The sequence below is a fragment of the Prevotella lacticifex genome (genome assembly GCF_019973375.1).
GTDB lineage: Bacteria > Bacteroidota > Bacteroidia > Bacteroidales > Bacteroidaceae > Prevotella > Prevotella lacticifex.
The window spans coordinates 1,467,223-1,490,396 of record NZ_BPTV01000001.1; the positions used below are offsets into that span (position 1 = coordinate 1,467,223).

Consider the following 23,174-nt stretch of genomic DNA (forward strand, 5'->3'; position numbering starts at 1 on the left):
AAATTGTCGTACCTTTGTGGTAGCAAATAAGATAAATAAGTTATCACTTAAAACTCCAAACATTATGACAACTTTAAAGAACATCGCAAAGAAGTACAACCTCTCAGAAGAGGAAGTTAAGAACATCAAGCGCGAGGTACGTCTTGACACCTACGCAAGTATCTTCAACCGCTACATGAAAATGGAGTCATCACAACTTGACGAAGAGATTCCGCAGTTGATGCTCACCCTCATCGACAAGGAGTTTGATGACGAGCGAGAGGAAGCAGAATGGCAAAACGAGCACATCTTCCTCGATGCAACGGACTTCGAGCTGGCAGTGGAATATGTCAGAGGGAATGTTGACATGAAGCGCGTAAGAGAGGTGGAAGCCATTCTCGGTTCACAGAACATGGAACTCGCTGACGTTGACGAGGAGCTTGACGAACAGATCTACGACCTCATGGAGGAGTACGGAGCAAACAATGACCTCGGAGAAGGCTGGTGGCTCAGCCAGGGAACTACAGAAGATGTTATCAACCAGCTTTAATTGAACAGACATGAACTCGCCATTCACAAGAGAAGAGCAGGACTTCGCAAGAAGCGTCAAGAGACTTTCTACTGGAGTCGAGAAGTTAGTTGAATTGCTTGAACGCATTGAAGCCAAGTTGGATAATCAAAAATAATATCGTTGCATATGAGAACAAAAGCACAGTCATTAGAAATTCTCACTCGCTACGCAAAGGCGAGGCTCAAGAATGAGAAGTTTGTATTTTGCATCGCTGGAGTCGTTAACTACGATGGCAAGGAATGGGGCATTTACTCCCTTGCCGATTGCACAACCATTCCGGAGCACCGAGGACGCTTGTTCCTCCGTCTCCAGCGCACCGAGGGTTACACCACCAGAGAATGTGAGGCATGGCTTGACGAGTTGGACAAGGAGAGTCTTGACCGCATGGTTAGCAGGACTCACGAACTCTTCAAGGAGCAGATTGAACCGTACATCGTAACAGCAGAGTGACATGAGCCAGTTTGACCTATTTCCGGTGCGCACCTTTAGCAAGGTGCAACTGGAGCGTCCTGACCTCCGACAGGAAGGACTCGGACTCTACCTTATCATAGAGCGCGACCATAACTACTACGATGACTCCGACACCAACTTCCTCTACTTCAACCCAAGCACGAACAAGCTGGCTTTCGGTCAGTGGACTACCAGAGGCTACTGTGGAGATTTCCACTATGACTACCCAAGCATCCATGGTGCAAGTGACGATGTCAAGAAACGTTGTGCCACTGCCATCCGTGAATACCTCAAGGGCGAGGCAACACCTGCCAGCTTCACGGAACCATGGTGGGTGAAACTGAACGTTGAGGAGTACGGCATTCCTTGTGTGGTGAAGGGTGGTCGCAAGTACCAAGGTGCTGGTCACGTCATCAAGGCATACGAGCACAACAATGCCTATGGTCGTTCTTACAGCGTGTCAATATGGACTGGCGAGAAGATGGAGTTTGCCAACCCTCGTTTCGTGAGGATTGACCAGACAATGCTCCTCGATGCTATCTACGCATACATTGACGGACTGAACTTCAACGACCTCTACGATGTGCTGAAAGTCGTGTGGGACTCAAGATATGACAACATTCTCGATGTGGCTATCTTCAAGGTCTGCCCGGTGCAGAAGGTCAACCGACCTATCATAACGCTTGAAATGAAGCGTGCAAGCCTGCGCGAGTGGGTGCGTGAAAAGTTCTCCGATGCTGACGAGGACGAGCAGGAGCGCATCACCCATAACATCATGATGAAGAAGCATGGTGAGGACACGGACTGGTATTACGAAAACTACGAATAACATGGAAAAGCAAGAGATTATTCTCCAGCGATGCGAGGCATTCCTGGACGAGAACAATATAGGTCACAGCCGTAGCGAGGAAGGTGGCAAGTGCATCGGCATCGAAATGGAGCAATGGACTGACGGGGGTGTTGACATGATACACCTCATTGACGGACGTGACAGGGATATGGACGATCCCGACTGGTGGAAGGACGAACTGGAGTCTATCTATGAAGCCTTTGATGTGGACGAAGAGATAGATATACACAGGCAGGATGAAAAGTACCGCAGTGCGTTCACCCACCGAAGAAGCGTTGAGGACTTTGAGGGCTACGAGAAGTGGCTCAAGGGAATATCGGAACAAGCCAAGGCATTCAACTAACATCTAAATTCAATTACTATGGTATCATATACAAGAGACTGGGAGCGTGATGGCTATCTTGTCATCAAGGATGCTCAGACAATAGACACATATAAAGAACTCTGCCAAAAGGAGTATGAGTACAATAACCCGGAGATATTCTTCGCCTTCAATGACGAGGGTGTGAAGGAAAAGCGAAAAGAGCTCGGACTGGAGGACAAGGAAGTGTTCCACTACGGAGGTGGACTCTGTGGCACGAAGGAGGGCTTGAAGAAGTTCACTGAAGACATGGAGGCAATCAGAGAGGAGAAGCGCAAGAAATGCGACCCTTATGAAGTGTACCTCTACGAATACAACAACCATGAGAGTTTCATCAGCTGGGACGGAGACCTTGAACCTGCACGTATCATCGTCCGCATTTGGGGAAAGGAAACACTTGACTCCATCAAGCGACTGAACAAATACGAAAACCAATAGTGACATGGCAAAGACAAGTTACTACTTCACTGCACGTCCTGGCGCATTCAATCGAGACTGCCAGATAATTCAAATCGGTCCTGCGGATAGCCTTACGCAAACAGCTTTGCGGTGGGCGCAGACGAATGGCTACGATAATGTCTATGTTTACGACATGAACCATCAGCCGGTAACCAAGTACGAAAGGATAATGTGATATGGCAAACCTGTGTTCTACATCTTACATCCTTGTCGGGGATAAGGATAAGGTAAACGAATTACGTTCCGTACTCCAGAAGCTCAAAGACACCAAGAGGACAAGAGTGCCGCTCGAACCTCGCTGGATTGGGTACATTGTACAAGATGTACTCGGCAAGGACTGGAGGGATATATATTGTCGTGGTGAATGGGATTTCAGCAGTAAGGACGTGAAGGAAGGAGAGCTGCACTTTTATACTGACACAGCCTGGAACGCTTGCAACGAGGTTTTCCAGAAACTTGCAGAAAAGTTCGGATTGGAAATGTACTACGTCACGGAGGAACTGGGCTTCAATATATACGAGACCAACGACTCAACGCACACATACTTCCCTGATGAGATTATAGTGACATCAGACGAAGAAACAGAATATATCAACGGTAGGAAGGAGGTAATGGACTATGTCAATCGGCACCTCGGTACCGACTTCAATGGCTGGGACACCATGCTCTCCGATGAAAAAGTGGATGAGGTTTTCTGCATCCACGAAATGGAGGTTGTTGACTGACTACCTCCTGTTGCTTGGAGTTTCCGAGTGACTATTTATCATTTGCACTGCCACCTCTGTCTGTGAAGATCGAGGTGGCTTAACTGTTTAACTCATTGTCTATCAGTGAAAAAAGTTTGCATATTTGATAAAAATAATTGCTCAAAAGTTTGCATATTTGATAAAATTGTCGTATCTTTGCAGTAGCAAATAAGATAAATAAGTTATCACTTAAAACTCTAAACACAATGAGACAGATTCAGAACTTCAAAGAGACTTCAAAGAAAGTCGAGATTACGATGACCGGATGGGATGGCACTGGCTACAATGGCGAGGGTAAGAAGATGAACATCTGGACAAATGACCGCATGCCGGAAGCCGTTTTCGTATGCAAGTGGATGCCTGAGTACCAGGAGTACTGCGTACTGAAAGTGGACTTCGACAACAAGCACGAGAAGACAGGTCTGCCACAGGTTGACTTCTTCAATTCTTTCCCTGCTGACATGATGAACAAATAACCAAGGAGGACAGACTATGAAAGCTATCGCAATGTTGAAGTGGATTGTAGAGAACCACCAGAATACTGAGGGCATGGACATCATAGAGGTGGACAATGAGTTTGATTTCGAGTCTTTCTTTGGCTATCAGCCTGCCGAGCAGGTGCCAGAAGGTAAGTACGTCTATCTGTATGGAGACACGGTGAACCGCGAGGACATGGAGCGCATGATCCAGCGTGAAGAAGCAGAGGTTTACTCCATCGCGACCGACGAGACGGACAACGAGAATGGCGGATTGTGTATCATCTATCTTTTCAAACTGGAGGATTGAATATGAAAGTAAGAGAATATTTCCAAGCACTCGGGATTGATGCTTCATCATACATAGATGTGAACTTTGTCATCGGTGAGAGCGTAGGCGAGGGACCGACAAAGAAGTTCATGTACCGAAGCTCGCCCGTAAGGACAGTGAATGAATGGTTTGGCTTTGACAGACCAGAGTCTGTGTTGAACTACAACATCCTTAACATCAAGCAGCCTGTAATCTCATGGATGAGCGGTGTGGACTGGAACGGAGCAATCCAAAGGAACCAGCAGATGTCAATCCTTGTGATTTCAGACGAGGAACTATACAAGCAATACTCGCAGAAGCAGGGAAGCAGCATGCTTCAGTATATTGACAAAAAGATCATGGAGGGTATCGAGAATGGTACCAATCCCTGGATAAACAAGAAACGATAAATAGCAACATCAACTATGGATAAAATGAAAGACAACAGCGCACTTGGCGCAATGGTTTGCGAGATTATCAATACTCATGTCAATGGTGTGTGTCACGGCATGCATCTAAACATGAGCGTGGAGGACTTCGTGAAGGCGGTAATGCTCATCGCCACCAGCAACAACTGCAAAGCTCAGTTTATCGTGCCGGTAAAGGACAACTATTCTAACACATACGACATACTCATCCAAGAGAGCAACGGCAAGGTGATAGACGAACTGTCAAAGGCTGGCTACAGTCTCTCAATGAGCAGTAAGGGCTTAGTGGTGAACAAGTATTAGGGAGGAATAACAAATCATAACAAAGAAAGGACTATGGAACAAAGTAAATATGAAGGTTGGCAGATTGCCCCGATAGACAACAAGAATATACTGGAAGATTTCGCTGACGATGTGTGTTACACGTGTGATGACTTCGGAAACAGGAAAACGTTCTGGAAGCATGGCTCATTATTCGTTGTTGACTACGATTTTGGCTCAAATATTGCCCATATCCGCAATGTGTACGGCAAGAAGGACGTAAGGACTGCCGAAGAGATAAAGAAAGAGTTGGAGCAGCTGGAAAATGACGATGATGACAACCGCTCTACTGTTTGCGAGATAACTGTCGAAGGTTTTGATGTTAAACTCGCATTTTTCTTCAAGCCGGACGAGCTAATTGACAAGAATAAGCCATCGAGGGAGGATGAAGTGCTGGAGGCTCTTGAAAAAATGGAAGATGGTCTTGATTTTGAAGAAACAAGCGTGGTTGTCCCGCTTTTTGACGATTGTCATGAGAAATATGGTGAGCGCACGGCGAATCTCGACTATGCTTACGCATCCTATGGAGAAATCCGTGTTGTAGGCAACCATTATGACGTAGGAGGCGACTTTAACATCGCAGACTTGCCCACCGTGAGCCAAAATGCGCTTTATAAGGCTATATTCAAAGCCCTGGAGCAGCAAAAAGACAGGAAAGAGTAGAAATCATAGTGTTTAGTGTATTTTTATAAGATTCTTATTTATCAAGGCATAATCTTCGGGTTATGCCTTTTATTTTCAAGGAAAATTCATAGCCACGACTGAACGGAGACGTTCACCATGTTTTGAGAGGTTTCTCTCTTGCGCGATTATAAATAACGTACCTTTGTGCAAGAAATTAACATTTTCCCCATTTCTGCTGTGGGGTATTGACCAAAACGTAAAAAGAAGAATGGCGAAACTAAGAATCTACAACGAAATTGTCAACGAGGAAGATAAGGTCTTTCTGCAGGACTGGTATGGCACGGACGGTGTCTGCTACAAAGACATTCCAGAGTTCCTTGACTCCATGGAGGAGGGCGACAACGAGATAGACATCCGGATTCACTGTCCTGGCGGAGACTGCATTGAAGGATGGGCTATCTATGACGCTCTGCGTAATTCCGGCAAGACGATTTCTGCAACCATTGAGGGCGAGTGCTCTTCAATGGCAACAATCATACTTCTTGCCGCTCCGAAGGAACGGAGATTCGGCTTCGAGAACGCAAGAATGTGCATCCACAATCCGGCAGTTGCTTGGCTTGACCTTTGGGCAACAGACAGACTCACGGCAGATGAGATCAAGAAGCTCAAGGCAAAGCTCACTGCGCAGGAAATATCGCTCATCGAGGAGCAGAATAAGATACTCAACCTTTACGTCGAGCGTACTGGAGCCGACCGTAACGAGTTGCAGGCTCTTATGAACGAGGATAAGTATGTTGATATGTCTCGTGCGGCAGAACTTGGCTTTATCGCATCAACTCTCGCTCCGAACACAGACAGGAAATCAAATTCATCTAAATCAAAGAAAATGGCAAAAGAACAGATCAAGATTGAGAACCGCCTCTTTAAGAAGCTGCTCTCAATGGCTGGTATCGCCAAGATTGAGGACGTGAAGGTTCTCGATCAGAAGATTACCGCTGCTGACGGTACAGAGTTTACCGTAGAACGAGAGGATGGTGACCCCCAGGTAGGCGACAAGGCTTATCCCAACGGAACATACGTTCTGGAGGATGGTACCACCATTGTAATCGCTGACGAAATCATTGAGTCTATCACTCCTGCCGGCGAAGGCGACGGTGATGGTGACGGAAACGGTGATGGCGATGGCGAAGACGCTGAAGGCCTCAAGGCTAAGGTGGACGAACTGACCCAGCAGGTAGAAGACCTCACCGAAAAGGTGAACACTCTCACGTCCGAGAAGGAAGCTCTGGCTAACGACAAGGCTCAGCTGGAGGCTGACAAGACTGCGCTGGAAACAGAGAAGGCAGACTTGCAGTCAAAGGTTAAGACCGAGGAGGAAACCGAAATCCTCGACATCGTGGCTAAGGCTGGTGGCAAGGCATGGCTCGAAAACCTCAAGGGTATGTCAAGCACCTTCACGACATCAAACCGCAAGTTCGTAGAACATGCAGGCGGTGGCGAAGGCGAGCAGGGCGAGACACGTGCCCAGAAGGCTCTCCGTGAGCAGCGTGAGAAGAATGAGGCTAAGCGTAAGGCTAAGGCTCAGTAGTAATCAACAAGTAACAAACATTAAAAAAGTATAATTATGAACTTCGAACAGTTTACAGTCGATAATGGCGCGATTCGCGACCTTAGTGAACTTTTGTTCACCTCTATCTTCAACGACCCCGACTTTGAAAGTGTCGTTACAATGCTCACTGGTGTGGAGCACGGCAAGAAGCTCGGCTATCTCGATAGCATGGGTGATGTCGGTATTCCTGGCGGTGGCTGCGATCCTACGTACTCAAGCATCCAGATTACTGGCATCGAGAAGACTTGGGACCTCGGCAAGTGGCGCATCCCTAAGACCATCTGCTATGAGGACCTGGAGAACACCCTTGCCAAGTATGGCATGAACACAGGCACCGAGGCTGCAGACATCACCAACACTCCTTACTTCGATAAGGTTCTCCAGCCCCTGCTCCAGAAGGCTATCACCGAAATGTTCTGGCGCCTCGCTTGGTTCGGTGACAAGACGGCAAAGAACTGCACCAATGCAGGTGTCGATACCACTGGTGGCGGTGTAATCACGGACACCATCAACCCCAACCTTCTCAAGTCTTGTGACGGTTTCTGGAAGAAGCTCCAGGCAATCATCGCAGGCAACGCAGGACAGCAGACTGCTATCGCAGCAAATGCCGAGAACACCAAGGCAAAGCAGAAGACTGCAATCCGTACCAGCGGTGTTGCCATCGGTATCGTTGACGACCTCCTCTCTGATGCTGACTCTCGTATTTTCGACTACAAGGATCACGCAGTCCTCATGACCAGCTCTCTGTTCAAGGCTCTGCGTAATGACGTGGTTGACAAGTACGGTAAGACCACAATGCCGTTCGAGTACGTAAGTGCCGGCTTCGGTCTTTCTGAGTATGATGGTCATAAGATTGTCGTTCTCGACATCTGGGACCGTCTCATCCGCAAGTTCGAGGACAACGGTACAACGCTGAACTGCCCTCACCGTGCAGTGCTCTGCTCTCCGAGCAACCTCTTCGTAGGTACGTCAGACAAGCAGCGCCTTGCCTCTCTTACCGTGAAGTTCGACGACCGCAAGCGTGACAACTTCATCTTTGCTGAGTCTAACCTCGGTACCATCATCGGTGAAGACGAACTCGTACAGGTAGCCATCTAATCAAAGGGGTGGCTACCCCATTTTATTCATCTTATAAAATTGTAATGATATGGCAGAAACATGTGATTTCAAACTCGCGAAAGACATAGCAGGTCTGTGCGATAAGCCACAGGTGAGTGGTTTGAAGAATACAGGTTGGCTTATCAACTACGATGAGATTGACTTCGACTCTTTGACGCAGACTGGCAATATTGTGTCACAGCTTGCGCTGCGCAGTGGACGTGCCTACCGTGTACATGTACCAGGTAAGACTCCGTTCACCGGAACGCAGACCGCAATGGTTGCTGGCACATATCGCAACAAATTCAACAAGACAGCGTCTATCGTAGTTCTTGACTCTGGTCCTGACGTTTCATCGAAAGTCATCGACCAGCTTGCCAACGGCAGATTTGTTTTCATCTTCGAGAACAAGTACAAGGGTGCGGATGACAAGAACACCTTCGAGATCTACGGACTCGAGCAGGGTCTCACGGCATCCGAGATTACCAACGACAAGTACAGCGAGGACACCGATGGCGGCTGGGCAGTTACACTTATTGAGGAGAACGCTCCTAAGAGTGGAATATTCTTCTTCAGTGAGACTGTGGCTGCAACTCGCGCCGCTATCCAGTCTCTTGAAACAGGTTCAGTACAAGCAGGCGAATAAACGATGCAGGACTACGCTGAAATAATGAGTAACCTAAAGGAAATGAGGAGCCGTTTTGACAGCGGCTTCTCAACTTCCGACAGGGCTTATATAGAAAGACTCTACTCCAACTTACTCAGTAAGAAGGTTCGTAGAAGCGGTTGTAGTGATTGCTATCGTGACGCTTATTTGGAAATTTATTCACATCTTAAAAAAACAGGAAATATGCCTAAGAAACCCAACTATGTACTCAAGGCAGGTATTGTTATTCACCCCAAGGGTACGAACAAGTTCTATGCGAACGCAAACATTCCAGACGAGGTTGCCGAGGCGCACCTTGCAGAGTTCCCTAAAGCCATTGACGACTTCCTGAGCTATCCTGCAGATTACGCTCTCCGCGTGGAAGCACGTAAGAATGGCGAGGCTCCCACTCCCCAAGACATCGAGGGACTTGCCGCAGCCTACCAGAAGGCTGACGAAGACCGTAAGCAGGCTTTTGAGAGCGTGAACAAGCTCACGGAGGAGTTGAACGCTACGAAGGCAGAACTGGAGGAAACCAAGGCTGCACTCGCTGATGCCCAGACGAAGCTGGAGGCAGCAGGTTCCGAAGGTGACGGTGGTTCTGACGATGGCGCACTTGCTATCGAGATCGAGACATTGAAGGCAGACCTCGAGACTGCTAACGCAGAGAAAGAGGCTCTGAAGAAAGAACTGGAGGAGCTGAAAGCTGCTGCTCCTAAGAAAAAGCCTGCCGCTAAAGCAGCAGAGTAATCTTCAATATTAACCCGTTGCACTCATGAATATCAATAACATAAAGAAGTCACAGAAGCGCGTTTACGTTGGGTACAGCAGTTCGTTGAATATCCAGCTCTACGGAAAGGACAATCTTTATCCGCAGAGGATGCGTAACCTCATTCAGAGTTCTCACACTGGAGGTGCTTGTTGTGAGCGTTATCAGACATTCATTGAGGGCAACGGGTTGAATAATACCGAGTTTTCAGAATACGTCTGCAATCGAGCCGGTGAAACGGTTGACGACATCTTCCGACTTATTGCTCATGACATGGCGATGCATCATGGTTTCGCCCTTCATGTGAACTATAATATTTTGGGAGAGATTGTCGAGCTTAGCCATATCCCCTTTGAAGCGTGCCGTTTGGAGGAGGAAACAGACGATGGCAGTGTCGTATTCATAAACTACCACCCTGACTGGACCGGTCATAAGAGTCGCAAGGGAAAGTACATACAGGTAACGCGAGAGAACACGAAGAAAATCTACACCTTCAACCCACGCAGAGAGGTTGTGCAGGCACAGATAATCAAGAGTGGAGGTATCGAGAGTTACCGTGGACAAATCCTTTGGTTCTCTATGGACGGAAAGTGGGAGTACCCAAGACCTATCTACGATAAGGTTGTCACCAATCTCTCTACCGATGAGGGTCTTGACAACGTGAAGTATCGTAACGTAAGGAACAACTTCCTCGTAGCAGGTATGCTCGTCCACAAGAAGGGAACGTCGCTCGGTATCGACGAGAACGGGAATGCGTTGGATGAAAAAAGTAATGCGTCCAGTATCAGTGAGAGTCTCGACATCTTCCAGGGTGATGAGAATGCTTGCGCAATCATGGACGTGACGGTGGAACAGGACGAGGACAAGCCAGAGTTCACACGCTTTGAGGCACAGAACTTCGACAAGAAGTTTTCTATGACGGAGGAGAGTGTGACCAAGAGCATTTATATCGCTTTCGGGCAGGAAGTGTTCTATCGTATCATCGAGGGCTCACTTGGGTTTTCAACCGAAATCATGTCCGAAGCATTCAAGTTCTACAGCTCATACACCAGCAGCCCAAGACGCGCGATCAGCCGTGCTTTAAAGCGCATCTTTGAGCATTGGAAAGAGAAAGCTAACCCATCAGATGACTATGAGATACAACCTCTCGTCTATCAATCAAACGAAAAGTAATGGAGCATATACTGAAACCAGAAGAAGTGAGGACGCTCGGTCGTCCTATCGGCAAGGTAGCCGATGAGAAACTGACTGCGTTCATCACCGAAGCTGAGCAATTACATATAAAGCCCATCATCGGTGATGAATTGTTTTACAGAATACTCAGCGAAGAGCAAGACAATAACATTACGTTGTTGCTCAGCGGTGGTAATTACAGAGATAAGAGAGAAAAGATACATGGTTTCATGGGGCTTCGCGTTGCGCTCTCTTATTTCGTTTTTGCCCAAAATCTTATGTCTGGCGACATTGAATCAACGAGATTTGGTTCTGTCATAAAGAATGATGACTACTCCAGCAGAATATCATCAAGGGAGAGGTCCGATGCCTACAATAACGCAATGGAAGTAGCTAATGCTTATTTGCAGGAGTGCGTTGCATTTTGCAGGGAAGTCGGTCTTATCAAGGTGGTAGGTAAGACCAAACTTGCAGTCGGAGGTGTCACAATACGCAAAATAGGAGTTTAACTGAAAAAACAATATATAAAATGAGCTTAATAAATATCGATGCCATTGGCGGTAAAGTGGCAAATGAAGGAGCAACAGAGCAAGGCATTCTCTCTTATTCAAACTGGAACCTGCTTGTTAGTGCCGTAAAAGAATTACAGAACGTATCGATGGTCAGCGTCACACCATCGACGAATCCGACAGCATCCGTTGTCAATGTTAATCTGAGCATTGGGAAAGGGAACGAGAGCGTTGTGCAATGCACATTTGCTATTCCGTCAGCAAATGAATCTACTGCAGGTGTTTTCACTCCTGCTCTACTGACTTCCCTCAAGAATTTGATTGAAGCAGCAAGGCAGGCAGGCGCAAATGCAATGACAACGGCTCAAAATGTAGGAGGTGGGCTTAATAACCTGGAAGCCAAAGTTGGCAAGGCTGTTGTATATGCGTTCCCTGCGTTTGCTAACAATAACGCAATTATTGAGACGTCTGAAGCCTTTGCCGAAAGACAGTTGGACGACGACAAATACTTAATCATTCAGAATATAACTTGTGGAGGGGTTAATTATGTAGCATGGAGCAGACGCGACGGAGCAGACGATGCGCCTATCGACAGTATCGTGGTCTTTCAAGTTTTGGCTGACGGGACCACAAGAACAAGTTGTAAGCCTTTGCCGGAAGAGCTGGAGCCGGAGTACATCCAGAATCTAACCGGGAGAGTAGAGACATTAGAAGCCACAAAATATACTTACACCCTACAAGGTATCTATGAATCACCTGTAGACGTAGAAAATCCAACACCTGGACTGTATTATTTTACAGAAGAAAACCAGTTCGAAAATTGGGAGTATAAAAGACCGCGTCCGGGTGCTGCGGTAGGATGGGTAAAGAAAGATGTCGAAGTTTATGATGAAGCGCTCTTCATTTGCGGAAACAAAGTGTACAAATATGACGGAGAGGAACTCTCAGCCGTAGGCTCTTCTCTGGAAATAGGAGAGGTGGCAGGCACAGCCTTTGACGGTGGTCGTGGTAAGGCGGTGGAAGATAGCAATAGGGAGCATCACTCGATCCGCTTTGGCGGTATCGTACAGGGTGATATTACCTTCCAGCAAGTGGGCGTAACGAATGTGATTCCTTCGGAGGTGTATTACTCGGAACAGCATGAGCAGTTCGTTGTGAAACGTGATGGCAAATACTATAATTCATGGAACACAATGGACGAGTGGATGCAGCCTCAAACCAACAGTCCATACAGTGAGAAGCAGTATATCCTGAATAACAATCTGTTTATGTATGACGCGACGGAAGGACTGAAGCAGGTCGGTGGTTCTTCTATCGGCAGCATATTCAACGCGACAAACGAAGTCCCCATCAGCGGCTTCTACGTGCTTTGCGATACTGAGAATACAGGCATCAGTGCAGTACATGCCGCATGGAACGCAAAGAAAGCCGTCGGAGGTCTTATCATTTCATTTGAGATAGGTGCCGGTATCTGGAAAACATACCAGTTTATTGGTAAGACAGTGAATGAAATAAACTGGTTCAACACAGAGTCGTGGAAGGATTTCGGTTCGTTGGCAGCAGGCAGTGAATCGTACATCGTGATAGACGGACTCATCGGTGCGCCAGTGGCTGGAGAGTTCTATACCTTAGAGACTGCAGTCGCTCGCCTGGTAGCCTATCAGCAGGAAACTGGTGTCACTTATGCCAAGAAAGGACTTGTCATCAGTTATCGCACGGCTGAGAACGTGATGGAGACCAAACAGTTCCAAGGTGAGATAAGCGGCTTTGGAGAAGTCGGGCTTTGGAAAGATTTTGGCGGTGGCTCAGAGGTCGAGACGTCAGATGAGCCAGAAGAGGGTGGCACAGACGCACTCTCTACTGGTGGCGCATACACTCATACCCCTGCAGGTATCAGCGTCGATACAGAAACAAAGGGAGTCGTGAAGCTGAAACTCGTCAATGCAGGAGGCGAAGATGTAGGTGATGAGATACAGTTCCCCGTCGGTTCCGGCAGCGGTGGCGGTAGCGGTACGACCATTGCCGTGGCTTTCAGAGACAATCCGTTCTACGGAAAGGCTGGAGGTTCATTCCTCGTGAAAGCAGCTATCATGTCTGTAACGAAGGCAGGTAGCCAAGAAACATCTAACACTATCACCAGTGTCGTATTCGTCAATCGCACCACAAAGAACACGGTTGCCAGCTTCAATCCTCGTAAGGCTTCGAGTGCTACGATGTCCGACTATTCCTTCGAGTTTGACCTGAGCAATCTTGGACAGAGTGCCGGAGAAATACCTCTGCAGGCAATCATCACTGATGATGGTGGCAACACAGCAACTAAGAATCTTAGCATGGTCGCTATCGATGTGACGTGTGTTAGCGTTCAGACGCTCAACTACACGCGAGAGACATCATTACAGGTTGGTGGTCCGAGAACGTCCATCCCCATGTACCGTTTCCCGAACAACGCTTCCGATCGAGGCATACGCACCAAGATTGAGATATATAAGAACAATGCGTGGGAAACACTGCAGGAGATAGTCATTACAGATACCTATCCTCACAATGTCAGCATCGACCCGACAGGCATGGGGCATGGCGCATATCCTATCCGCATACAGGGTACCGATGTTGCCAGTGGCACAAGGGGTAATATCCTGCATACCGCAGTCATGGTGATTGAGCAGCGTGAGGACGTTGCGGACTACGACAAACCTATTGTTGTCGCTCGTTGGAGTGATGACACGGACGGTGAGGTGAAGCTGTTTGAGACGCTGCAGATAGACCTTGCCTGCTATCAGCGCAGCACCAACCCGACTACCGTGCAGGTCAAGATAACTGACGAGACAACAGGAGTCAGTGAGACCATTTCCGAAAGTGCAATGTATCGCAACAGATACTACACTATCGAGAAGCGTATTGTTGGCTACAACAACGGTGACACGCTGGTATTCGATGCTGTGTGTGGGTTGGTTTCGCTGCCAGAGACGAGAGAAGTGCAGGTGAACGGTTCCTTGCTCGACATCGCAGAGACCGAGGGAGCATTCTACAAAATCAGTCTTGCAGGGCGCAGCAATACCGACACCGATAAGACGATCAAGACAACGGCAACTGACGGGACAGAATTGGAACTGGAGGTAATCGGTTCAAACTATTCAACCAACGGCTTTGTACCTGACACGTTTGGAACAGAGCAGAGCGGTGGTCGCATGTCGTTGCGTGTGGCAGAGAATGTGAAAGCCGTATTTAACGACCAGCCATTCAAGAGTACGTCAATTCCTACAAACGGTTTGGCTCTCTCTATGACCTTCAAGGTTAAGAATATTGCAGACCGCAAGGCTCGCATCATCCGTTGTATGGGTGAGCGTCTCGGCTTCGTGCTTACTGGTGAGAAGTTCATCGTCACTACAAACGGTGATACTGACGAGGCATTGGCTTCTGTATTCACTACCGCTGCCACATCGTATCTCGATGACGTGGTATATCGCTTTGACATCGTGATAGAGCCGCAGTCAAGAGCACCATACAGTGGTGTCATGCTCTGCAAGGTGTTCCAGAATGGTGACATGGCCGCTTGTGTTCCTATCGATACGTCCAGTGCTTTCCCGAACTTCGACGACTTCATTCACTTTGACGGTACTGATGCAGACCTGTATCTGTACGAGATTGTCCGTTGGAACACTTACTATGACTTCATTCAAGCGTTCAACAACTATATCGTGAACCTCACGGACACGCAGGCTATGCTTAAAGAGTATGAGCAGAACCGTGTTATGATAGACGTAACGGCTGAGGGTACCACAAAACCGCGTCCCGATATGCAGCGACTGATTGACCGTGGTGTGATGGTTTGTGTCGAGACAAGAACTTCAGACGCTAACTTGAGCAAAGATGGCTCTGCAGTAAGCGATAGCGAGATATATTATCCAGACTATATCGAGAATATCAAGGATAAAAAGACTACCGTCATAATGGACTGGTATCTTTACTTCCCCGACCGTCCTTGGGCAGACTGTAAGATAGAGGCTATTCCTGTGACCAACCAAGGAACTTCGACCCTTGCTTATGCCATCAAGAACAAGAAAGGCAAGGCGAAGAAAGCCAAGCGTATTGTCATGTTGCATACACGCGAGGAGGTGAGCCGCATGTACAATGGTGATGAGACCATTCTTGCAAAGTATGACGATGCAGTACGACTGGCTTCAAAGAAGAAGATCCGCATCAAGGACGGCAGCACCCCTATCAACACCATTACTATCAAGGTGGACTATTCTGACAGTGCAGGTGCCAACAACTGTGCGCTGATGGAGCAAATGAACGATGTGCAGATTGCTTTGGGCAGAAACTACATGACACCTGCACAGATATTCAACACTGACAGTAGCGAGGAGCTGCACACCTCAATTGATGGTATTACCTGCGCGTTGTTCCGTACTGACTACCGTATCGGTCAAGACAAAGGCTCTGAGGCAGCAACACTTCCTGAGAACGCTTATTTCCACAGCAAGGCTAACTTCAATGCCGACAAGGGCAATCCCCATTTTTTCGGCTTTGAGGATGTGCCCGGCTACAACAAAGGCTGTGTGAACTATGGCGATTTCAAAGAGATTGTTACACCGCGAGGAACTAACATCGATGATTACAAGGCTACGGTGCTGGCTGGTTCCGCAACACTTATTCCTGGTACTCTTTACATGATAAGTGAGTTCTGTGGTCCAGAAACGCGCTTCATAGAGAATGACGGAACAGGTGCCATGACAGAGACCGATGCCGTAGCAGAGTTCGAGGAGGTTGATAAGACAGGCGCTGAGATTGCTGCAGACGATGTAAACGGTTACGACTGGGCAACAGTCTATCGCAGCACCGATAATAAGTACTACAAGTACACAGGTGGTGTATGGCGCGATACTACGGGCAGCATGACATACGACAGCAGCACCGGGAAGTGGGTGATTGTCGGAAGGGTGCTTAACCCAGTTGAGTGCTACGAGTACCGACAGTACCAGGAGTTCTGTTGGCAGCAGGGTGTGAACAGCGTTGATGACATGCTTGAAACGCTGCATACCGACGATGGCGATGTGCCTATCTGGTCAACATATTACGAGAGCCGTTATCCGGATGATGATGACTTGAACGACTTGTATGCACAGGGCAAGAAAGTACCTTACCAGTTGTTCCGTGAGCTGTTGTTCTGTCAGCAGTGTAATCAGAACCTCACCGACAATCAAGAGGAGAATGCCGCACTGAACCCCGATGGCAGCGAGAAAATCTTCAACGGTGCTGGTGCCAGCACTACGATAACCCTTGATGGAAACACTGTAGCAGGAACTAAGGCTAACCGTCTGTTGAAGTGGCAGCACGAAATGCACAAGTATTACAATCCGTATTCCACAAACTGCTACATCGTAGGATCCGACTATAAGGCTACTGTTGACCAGCGAGCCAAGAATATGATGAAAGCAGTCTATAAGGAGACTGATGGCAGCATGCGTTTTTACTTCAACCACTGGTATGACGGTGATAGCGTTGACGAAGCAGACAATGACTGTTACCTGACCATTCCTTGGGACATGGACGCACGTTCAAGCCATCTATATCAAGGGTGGGACGGTGTGATGTTCCAGCAGACTTATGCGCTCTTTGAGCAGGGGAAGGGTGTCTGGATTGACAATGCCGGCACGCAGCTCACTCTCCATGATACGGCAGCAGCTATGCGAAATACAAAGACCAATGCAGGACTGGAGATTTTCAGTGCTGACGGTTGCTATCGCTACTGGATGACATACCGCATCTTGAAGTGGCCAAAGGTGGTGAGCAGTTTTGATGGAGAGCGTAAGTATATCGAAACGGCTACTGCGGCAGACAATCACTATCCGGCATTGCACGGATTGCGTCTTGAGAGTCTGCCAGCTTTCCAACGCAAGCGTTTCGCATATCGTGACGGTTACTTCCAGACAGGTGACCTGTTCAAGCACTTCTTCCAGGCGCGTGTGATGGGACCGATTACGGTTAAGATTACGGCAGCACAGGACGGTTACTTCGGTATGGGTGTTGATAGCACCAGCAGCGCAAAGTATTCGTGCTATCTGCAAGCAGGCGAGAGCCACACCTTCACGGAAGCAGCAACCGGTGTCGGTGGTAAGCTGATTTACATCTTTGGTGCAGACAAGCTGAGCGAACTTGATTTGAGCGGCTGTACTCCGAAGAACTCAAACTGGATGATTGCCGACTGCACCCTGTTAAGGAAACTGATCATCGGTGGCGCAAGCTACACTCCTGCTTATACTGATGATATTTTGTCAGCATTGAGCCTCGGACAGATGCCATTCCTGGAGGAGATAGACATAAGAAGTACACGAATTATGACGCTGAACGCAAGCGGTTGTCCTCGATTGAAGAAAGTGCTTGCAAGCGGCAGTCAGCTTCGCACGTTCACTCCTGCACAATCGTCACCGTTGCAGACAATCTCTCTTCCTGCAACCATGACGGACCTTATCTTTGTCAACCTCCCCAATATCGGCTATCCTAATGGTGGATTGACAATAGAGGGCTTGGCAAACGTGACACGTGTACAGGTGGCAGGTTGTCCGAAACTGGATGCCGTACAATTGCTGTCTGATATTGTCTCTGCAAACGGCAGCATCAGCGAAATATCGCTGGAGGAGAAGAAGGTAACTGGCGACGTGGCTATTCTGCGTGCGTTGATTGCCAGCGGAGCAAGAGGATTCTCTTCAGACCTCACTACTGGCTGCGATGGTCTTAGCGGAAAGTGGATTCTGAACACGTTGATAGAGGACAGCGAGCTTGCAACGATACGGGCTTACTTCCCACTTCTGACCGTCAGCAACTCATTGTATAGCGATTACAAGGAGTATGACCTCGAAAGCGACACAGAGAACATCACGAACTTGGATAACCAGACTGGTTATGATTATAATAACGAGTACGTGCCAAGCGGCCATATCCTCAAGATACGCGCCAAGAGTGTTCCTGTGAAAGGTCAGTTCGACAAGGTGACAAAAGCCATGACACTCACCAAATTGTCAGAGGAAAACTATAAGCAGTTCCCAGACGGTTCCGCTTTTGACAATACCGATGCTCTTGGTGAAGGCTATGACTGTTTCATCTACATTCCTAACTTCTACTACAAAGGTATCAACGACTTCAAGAGACAGGAGAAGCACACACTTTTGTCTGCCTTTGTCACTGAGCCGGAAGCCACATGGACGCAGAAGAAGGAGGGTGTCTTGTCTGAGCTCCTTTATGCTGATGCTTCGGGAATACCCATTGGCAGCATAAACGTGGGCGATACTTTCTCCGATGAGACGCATATTGCCATTCTGTCATCGTGTGCCGTGTATCGTCTCGATGTCGAGGGAATGAAGCAGGTTCGTTACATCGGTCTGAATAATGCCACCTACGGCAGCATCTTCGTTGATAGTGATGGAAAGGTTCTACAGAAAGATGCTCTCTCGATAACAGGAACAACGGCATGTCCGCTGGACTTCAAGAACGAGAATGGTGACTATATCTACAGAGACGTGCCGACTGGTGCCAAGTGGATATACTTCACTTGCATCCGTGCGCTGTCTGATGAGGGTCATCCTGTCTTTGCCGTTGACAGTAGCGATATTGAGGCTATTGAGCCGGGCTGGGAGAAGCACTACTCTGAGGTGATAGGTATCTATGGCGCAAGTATAGATGACCTCGGCTTCATCCGTTCGCTTTCCGGCAAGGTGACAAAGCGAGGCACTGGAACGAGCACCACATCATCGGAATGGACCTACGATGCCGACGGAATGCCGACCAATCAGCCAGTTGGAGCCTTGAACTACACTGGACAGGACTTCTATAATCTCTGTTATCTGCGTGGAGAGGGTTATCATGATGTCAGCTACGACCAGAACAAGACCATTGCTATCCTCTCGAAGTGCTGGATAGGCGACCGAGACGACCAGGCGAAACACGGTATGGGTGTTTCCGCAGGCTATACCACTGGCCAACTTGACAGTTATGGTAGCCATGATACCACTTCCGGAATGAACAAGATCTGGAAGCTTGAGGCATGGGTGGCTTGTAACTGGGAGTTCATGGACTACGTCGGTGTGAACATCAGCAGCTTCCTCGAATGGAGAAGAAACAAACGTCCGCAGTCGGGTACGGTCAATGCTGTATGGCATATCTATGACCCACATACCAATACGGAGCGCACTGTGCAGGGTATTACTAATTCGGGTGTTTGTATCGCCCGTCTGAAGCATGGTCGTCACTGCGACATCATTGCGAGCAGTTGTAACTCTGACAGTAGCAGGTGGAATACCTGTTATGCAGCAGGTAATTACTATACAGCCACTGGTGGGCGCGTGGTTGGTCGTGCGGTCAGCAATGCGGGTGCGAGTGGCGGTTGCGTTTATGCGAGCGCGCTCCGCGCTTCTTCGTTCTCGTATGCGAGCGACGGTGCGCGTCTCGCCTTCAGCGGAAGATTCGCAAACGAAAGCGAAATAGACCCGGAGCTGCAGTAAGCAGCGCAAAACGTGGCACGTTGGGCAGGGGGAAAGAAAAAAAGCCCCCTGCCCCCGAGCCAAAAAACGTCCCCAAGTGTGAGGATGAAAAAAGGTAGAGGACTTCCTCATGGCGCGTGGTTGGTCGTGCGAACAACAATGCGAATGCGAATGGCGGTTGCGTTTATGCGAACGCGAACAACGCTTCTTCGAACTCGAATACGAACAACGGTGCGCGTCTCGCAAACAAGTTAATCAGCTCTATGGTGTATGCTTGCGTGACAGGCAATGACAATGGCTGACAAGTCCGAGCCTCGGCAACAGCAATTTCTCTCCAGTCTGCAAAGAAATGGAAAGAATTGGAAAGCGGAAAAACCAAAGGTGCAACCTATGATAGGTGAGTAAACAAGAAATTGGCTGAAAGTCTTAACGGTTGCGGAATGAAGGATTATTCAGAATGAGTAAAAGATACGGTCATATATTACCGCAAATCATCGATAGGCGAAACATGGACGATGCCTTTGATGAGGTTGTAGGTGGCCTTGAGTCGAAAGAGCGTCGTGAGCACTATGAGGCACAAAGAGAGGGTATCATATCACGGCTGACTGCCAAGATAGGCTCCGGCACCTTTCGGATCACTCATTACGAACAGTTCTGGGTACAAGACGGACCTAAGCGTAGGTTGATACAGTCGCCCAGTGTGACAGACAGAATAGGTTGCAATGCCGTGATGAGAGTGGTGGAGAAGTATATCTACCCGACTATCATCAAGACTTCTGCTGCAAGCATCAAAGGACGTGGCATGCACAGACTATACCGTAAGATGCGGACGGACGTGCGCCATGACCGAGAGGGAACGAAGTACTTCTATATGTGCGACATCAGAAAGTTCTATGAGAGCGTAGATCAAGACCTGACGTTTGAAATATTGAAGGGCTATATCAAAGACCCAGTGGTGCTGCCGATGCTGGAGAGTTTTATAAGGCTCATGCCGAAAGGACTTTCCATCGGATTGCGCTCATCGCAGTGCTTCGGCAATATGCTCCTGTCAAAGATGGGTCACAGGCTAAAGGAGAAAGAGGGTGTTCGCTACCTTTATATCTACTGTGATGACATACGCGTGTATGGTGCAACGAAGAAGTGGCTTTGGCATATCCGAGACATCATCCATGAAGAGATAGAGAGTCTTGGACTGGAGATAAAGCCCAGTGAGGCTGTAAAGCCTACGACAGAGGGAAATGATTTCCTTGGGTATATCGACTATGGCGACCATTCGAGATTAAGAAAGAGAACTAAACAGAAAGCCGCACGGAAACTTGCCCGAATAAAGAGCCGTAAGCGCAGGCAGAAAATTATCGGTTCATTCAAGGGCATGGCGAAGTGGGGTGATTGTAAACATTTATATAGAACGCTAACAGGAAAAGACATGGAAGAGTTCAAAGACTTCGGGCTGCAGTATGTGGCAGATGATGGAAAAAAGCGGTTTGCTGGTGAGACGATAAAGTTGCACCAGTTGACAAACATGCACATCAGCATCACGGATTTTGAAGAGAACGTAGATACTGCTAACGGCAAGCGTACCCTGGTGTCATTTAAGTATGACAATGGGACTCCAGCCAAGTATTTCACTGCAGACAAGCAGCAGTTGTATTTCCTAAGACGACTGAGTGAAATGCACAAGATTCCGTTCGGCACCGTCATCAAGAGTGAGAGCTACGGAAACGGGAAGGTTCGATATATATTCACTTAAATAAATACGAATATGAAATTAGAGAAAATCTATGGTGCTACAGCACGACAGGACGGGCTCTACAAGATAGGGCGCAACAAGTACGAACTCATCTTTGGCTATGGTGAGGATGGAGAGAATGGCTACAACTGGCGCAGAAGGTATCGCAACTTGCCGACAGTCGAGGAACTGAAAACGGACATCGAAGACACTGTTAACGCTCTTACAGACGAGAGGATCCTGAAGGGTTTTTCTTGGAACGGCAAGAACGTCTATCTTTCTTCGGAAAACCAGTTCAACTTCAAAGCGGCATATGACCTTGCAGTGCAGACGCAGGGTGCCACGCTTCCTGTCAAGTTCAAGCTCGGTGAGGATGCAGAAGGCAAGCCGGTGTACCATACCTTTGAAGGCATGGACGAGTTCACGGATTTCTTCACGAAGGCAATAGCCTACGTCAACCAGACGCTCAACGAAGGGTGGGCTGAGAAAGACTCAGTGGATTATGATGCTTTAATGAAGGAGGACGAGGAATGATTGCAACGCTTATAGCCACGATCATCATGGGTCTGTATCTCGGTTGGTATATCAAGAAGTACGGCATACCGGAAAGCATATCGCAAACAGTTTTCAAGCTGCCACACGAAGTGTGTTTTACGTTGGTGATGTACTCGGTGGGCTTTCTGAATATCGCTCAGATGATAGACCACTGCTCCGAGAACACGAAGTTTCTTGCTTTCCTTTCCATAGCCGGAGTACTGTTCGTGGGAGCTGCTCCACTTGGTAAGGATTGCAACGAGAAGGTCCATATTGCAGGAGCCTTGTTCTTCGGTATCTGCAGCCAGATTATGATAGCCTTAAATGCTCCTCTGTTGCTGCTTGGCTGGGTGCCCTGTGTGTTCTGGCTTGTCAAAAGCGCCGGCAGGCACTATAAGTTCTGGCTGGAAATGGCTTGTATCATAGACCTGTTGGTATTCTGCTTGCTTTAGGTTCGGCACACCAAATCAAGCCTGCTGGAAAAATTTGCATAAATGATAAAAATAATTGCCCAAAAGTTTGCACATTTGATAAAATTGTCGTATCTTTGCAGTAGCAAATAAGATAAATAAGTAATCAAAAAAGCAACCTCTCATGAAAAAGAACATCACAATCTTCTTCACTGAAGACATCGCAAGTGCAATCATTGCAGTAATTATTTTTGGGTGCGTTTCCTCTATGACAGTGGCTCACTTCATCAACGGCACACGCGGCATGGGCTTATTCTTGGAACTCTGCCTTGTGGCTTGTGCGTGGTGTCTTATAAAGGCGGTCTATAAGGAAAACAAGAAAACTTACATCTTAAAGAACCAGAAGGGCAAATGAATCTACTAACCGATTGGCTCCTGGACCTCATTGTCTTTGCAGTCAAAATCCATTTACTCGGAAGCATGGTGTCATTCGGCATCATGCTTTGGAGGTATAGTACGGTCTGGAAAAAGAGAGACTGCAGACCGAAGGTATCGCAGATGTTCATCTTCGCCATCTTTGTCGGCTGGTTTTACACCATCGACATTGTTGAGTGGTGGGTGAAAGTACGTTATTACAAAAGA

General features: G+C 48.0%; 23 protein-coding genes. All 23 read left to right on the forward strand.

Features of this window, described 5'->3' with window-relative positions; translation table 11 throughout:
• Positions 1-64: 64 nt before the first annotated feature.
• The 23 genes from LDN30_RS05670 (at position 65) to LDN30_RS05780 (ending at position 22,947) form a co-directional block, all read left to right on the forward strand.
• Complete coding sequence (locus LDN30_RS05670; protein ID WP_223928943.1) at positions 65-529, forward strand: hypothetical protein; 465 nt, start codon at positions 65-67, stop codon at positions 527-529.
• Positions 530-676: 147 nt separating this feature from the next.
• Positions 677-1,000, forward strand: coding sequence for a hypothetical protein (locus LDN30_RS05675; RefSeq protein ID WP_223928944.1), 324 nt, complete (start codon positions 677-679; stop codon positions 998-1,000).
• A 1-nt stretch (position 1,001) separates the two neighbouring features.
• Positions 1,002-1,829, forward strand: a complete 828-nt coding sequence (locus LDN30_RS05680) for a hypothetical protein (RefSeq protein ID WP_223928945.1) — start codon at positions 1,002-1,004, stop codon at positions 1,827-1,829.
• Position 1,830: 1 nt separating this feature from the next.
• A complete protein-coding gene (locus LDN30_RS05685) occupies positions 1,831-2,193 on the forward strand; it encodes a hypothetical protein (protein ID WP_223928946.1) in 363 nt (120 codons plus the stop codon).
• 18 nt (positions 2,194-2,211) lie between these two features.
• Complete coding sequence (locus tag LDN30_RS05690) at positions 2,212-2,649, forward strand: DUF7659 family protein (RefSeq protein ID WP_223928947.1); 438 nt, start codon at positions 2,212-2,214, stop codon at positions 2,647-2,649.
• Positions 2,650-2,653: 4 nt separating this feature from the next.
• Positions 2,654-2,845 carry a hypothetical protein gene (locus LDN30_RS05695; RefSeq protein WP_223928948.1) on the forward strand — a complete coding sequence of 64 codons (192 nt, stop codon included), beginning with the start codon at positions 2,654-2,656 and terminating at the stop codon, positions 2,843-2,845.
• Between the two features lies 1 nt (position 2,846).
• On the forward strand, positions 2,847-3,395 hold the full coding sequence (locus LDN30_RS05700) for a DUF1281 family ferredoxin-like fold protein (RefSeq protein ID WP_223928949.1): 549 nt from the start codon (positions 2,847-2,849) through the stop codon (positions 3,393-3,395).
• A gap of 227 nt (positions 3,396-3,622) precedes the next feature.
• Positions 3,623-3,892 (forward strand): hypothetical protein, encoded by a 270-nt coding sequence (locus tag LDN30_RS05705; RefSeq protein WP_223928950.1) that lies wholly within the window; start codon positions 3,623-3,625, stop codon positions 3,890-3,892.
• 16 nt (positions 3,893-3,908) lie between these two features.
• Positions 3,909-4,202, forward strand: a complete 294-nt coding sequence (locus LDN30_RS05710; RefSeq protein WP_223928951.1) for a hypothetical protein — start codon at positions 3,909-3,911, stop codon at positions 4,200-4,202.
• Between the two features lie 2 nt (positions 4,203-4,204).
• Complete coding sequence (locus tag LDN30_RS05715; RefSeq protein WP_223928952.1) at positions 4,205-4,612, forward strand: hypothetical protein; 408 nt, start codon at positions 4,205-4,207, stop codon at positions 4,610-4,612.
• 15 nt (positions 4,613-4,627) lie between these two features.
• A complete protein-coding gene (locus LDN30_RS05720; RefSeq protein ID WP_223928953.1) occupies positions 4,628-4,933 on the forward strand; it encodes a hypothetical protein in 306 nt (101 codons plus the stop codon).
• A 33-nt stretch (positions 4,934-4,966) separates the two neighbouring features.
• Positions 4,967-5,614 carry a hypothetical protein gene (locus LDN30_RS05725; RefSeq protein ID WP_223928954.1) on the forward strand — a complete coding sequence of 216 codons (648 nt, stop codon included), beginning with the start codon at positions 4,967-4,969 and terminating at the stop codon, positions 5,612-5,614.
• A 229-nt stretch (positions 5,615-5,843) separates the two neighbouring features.
• Positions 5,844-7,163, forward strand: coding sequence for an ATP-dependent Clp protease proteolytic subunit (locus tag LDN30_RS05730; protein ID WP_223928955.1), 1,320 nt, complete (start codon positions 5,844-5,846; stop codon positions 7,161-7,163).
• Positions 7,164-7,199: 36 nt separating this feature from the next.
• A complete protein-coding gene (locus tag LDN30_RS05735; RefSeq protein ID WP_223928956.1) occupies positions 7,200-8,282 on the forward strand; it encodes a hypothetical protein in 1,083 nt (360 codons plus the stop codon).
• A gap of 49 nt (positions 8,283-8,331) precedes the next feature.
• Positions 8,332-8,928, forward strand: coding sequence for a hypothetical protein (locus LDN30_RS05740; protein WP_223928957.1), 597 nt, complete (start codon positions 8,332-8,334; stop codon positions 8,926-8,928).
• Between the two features lie 204 nt (positions 8,929-9,132).
• Positions 9,133-9,678 carry a hypothetical protein gene (locus LDN30_RS05745; RefSeq protein ID WP_223928958.1) on the forward strand — a complete coding sequence of 182 codons (546 nt, stop codon included), beginning with the start codon at positions 9,133-9,135 and terminating at the stop codon, positions 9,676-9,678.
• A gap of 25 nt (positions 9,679-9,703) precedes the next feature.
• A complete protein-coding gene (locus LDN30_RS05750) occupies positions 9,704-10,870 on the forward strand; it encodes a hypothetical protein (RefSeq protein ID WP_223928959.1) in 1,167 nt (388 codons plus the stop codon).
• Positions 10,870-11,379, forward strand: a complete 510-nt coding sequence (locus LDN30_RS05755; RefSeq protein ID WP_223928960.1) for a DUF6712 family protein — start codon at positions 10,870-10,872, stop codon at positions 11,377-11,379. The genes LDN30_RS05750 and LDN30_RS05755 overlap by 1 nt, the downstream gene beginning before the upstream one ends.
• 20 nt (positions 11,380-11,399) lie before the next feature.
• Entirely contained in the window at positions 11,400-19,880 is an 8,481-nt protein-coding gene (locus LDN30_RS05760) for a leucine-rich repeat domain-containing protein (protein WP_223928961.1), read from the forward strand.
• 436 nt (positions 19,881-20,316) lie between these two features.
• The gene (locus LDN30_RS05765) at positions 20,317-21,609 is read left to right on the forward strand and encodes an RNA-directed DNA polymerase (protein ID WP_223928962.1); all 1,293 of its coding nucleotides are present in this window, start codon (positions 20,317-20,319) and stop codon (positions 21,607-21,609) included.
• A 12-nt stretch (positions 21,610-21,621) separates the two neighbouring features.
• Positions 21,622-22,122, forward strand: a complete 501-nt coding sequence (locus LDN30_RS05770) for a hypothetical protein (RefSeq protein ID WP_223928963.1) — start codon at positions 21,622-21,624, stop codon at positions 22,120-22,122.
• Positions 22,119-22,574 (forward strand): hypothetical protein, encoded by a 456-nt coding sequence (locus LDN30_RS05775; RefSeq protein ID WP_223928964.1) that lies wholly within the window; start codon positions 22,119-22,121, stop codon positions 22,572-22,574. The genes LDN30_RS05770 and LDN30_RS05775 overlap by 4 nt, the downstream gene beginning before the upstream one ends.
• 142 nt (positions 22,575-22,716) lie before the next feature.
• Positions 22,717-22,947, forward strand: a complete 231-nt coding sequence (locus tag LDN30_RS05780; protein ID WP_223928965.1) for a hypothetical protein — start codon at positions 22,717-22,719, stop codon at positions 22,945-22,947.
• Positions 22,948-23,174 lie beyond the last annotated feature (227 nt).

Excerpts from the sequence above, each read along its gene's own strand:
- LDN30_RS05670 (WP_223928943.1), top strand. The coding sequence starts at position 65 with ATGACAACTTTAAAGAACATCGCAAAGAAGTACAACCTCTCAGAAGAG.
- LDN30_RS05675 (WP_223928944.1), top strand. The coding sequence starts at position 677 with ATGAGAACAAAAGCACAGTCATTAGAAATTCTCACTCGCTACGCAAAG.
- LDN30_RS05680 (WP_223928945.1), top strand. The coding sequence starts at position 1,002 with ATGAGCCAGTTTGACCTATTTCCGGTGCGCACCTTTAGCAAGGTGCAA.
- LDN30_RS05685 (WP_223928946.1), top strand. The coding sequence starts at position 1,831 with ATGGAAAAGCAAGAGATTATTCTCCAGCGATGCGAGGCATTCCTGGAC.
- LDN30_RS05690 (WP_223928947.1), top strand. The coding sequence starts at position 2,212 with ATGGTATCATATACAAGAGACTGGGAGCGTGATGGCTATCTTGTCATC.
- LDN30_RS05695 (WP_223928948.1), top strand. The coding sequence starts at position 2,654 with ATGGCAAAGACAAGTTACTACTTCACTGCACGTCCTGGCGCATTCAAT.
- LDN30_RS05700 (WP_223928949.1), top strand. The coding sequence starts at position 2,847 with ATGGCAAACCTGTGTTCTACATCTTACATCCTTGTCGGGGATAAGGAT.
- LDN30_RS05705 (WP_223928950.1), top strand. The coding sequence starts at position 3,623 with ATGAGACAGATTCAGAACTTCAAAGAGACTTCAAAGAAAGTCGAGATT.
- LDN30_RS05710 (WP_223928951.1), top strand. The coding sequence starts at position 3,909 with ATGAAAGCTATCGCAATGTTGAAGTGGATTGTAGAGAACCACCAGAAT.
- LDN30_RS05715 (WP_223928952.1), top strand. The coding sequence starts at position 4,205 with ATGAAAGTAAGAGAATATTTCCAAGCACTCGGGATTGATGCTTCATCA.
- LDN30_RS05720 (WP_223928953.1), top strand. The coding sequence starts at position 4,628 with ATGGATAAAATGAAAGACAACAGCGCACTTGGCGCAATGGTTTGCGAG.
- LDN30_RS05725 (WP_223928954.1), top strand. The coding sequence starts at position 4,967 with ATGGAACAAAGTAAATATGAAGGTTGGCAGATTGCCCCGATAGACAAC.
- LDN30_RS05730 (WP_223928955.1), top strand. The coding sequence starts at position 5,844 with ATGGCGAAACTAAGAATCTACAACGAAATTGTCAACGAGGAAGATAAG.
- LDN30_RS05735 (WP_223928956.1), top strand. The coding sequence starts at position 7,200 with ATGAACTTCGAACAGTTTACAGTCGATAATGGCGCGATTCGCGACCTT.
- LDN30_RS05740 (WP_223928957.1), top strand. The coding sequence starts at position 8,332 with ATGGCAGAAACATGTGATTTCAAACTCGCGAAAGACATAGCAGGTCTG.
- LDN30_RS05745 (WP_223928958.1), top strand. The coding sequence starts at position 9,133 with ATGCCTAAGAAACCCAACTATGTACTCAAGGCAGGTATTGTTATTCAC.
- LDN30_RS05750 (WP_223928959.1), top strand. The coding sequence starts at position 9,704 with ATGAATATCAATAACATAAAGAAGTCACAGAAGCGCGTTTACGTTGGG.
- LDN30_RS05755 (WP_223928960.1), top strand. The coding sequence starts at position 10,870 with ATGGAGCATATACTGAAACCAGAAGAAGTGAGGACGCTCGGTCGTCCT.
- LDN30_RS05760 (WP_223928961.1), top strand. The coding sequence starts at position 11,400 with ATGAGCTTAATAAATATCGATGCCATTGGCGGTAAAGTGGCAAATGAA.
- LDN30_RS05765 (WP_223928962.1), top strand. The coding sequence starts at position 20,317 with ATGAGTAAAAGATACGGTCATATATTACCGCAAATCATCGATAGGCGA.
- LDN30_RS05770 (WP_223928963.1), top strand. The coding sequence starts at position 21,622 with ATGAAATTAGAGAAAATCTATGGTGCTACAGCACGACAGGACGGGCTC.
- LDN30_RS05775 (WP_223928964.1), top strand. The coding sequence starts at position 22,119 with ATGATTGCAACGCTTATAGCCACGATCATCATGGGTCTGTATCTCGGT.
- LDN30_RS05780 (WP_223928965.1), top strand. The coding sequence starts at position 22,717 with ATGAAAAAGAACATCACAATCTTCTTCACTGAAGACATCGCAAGTGCA.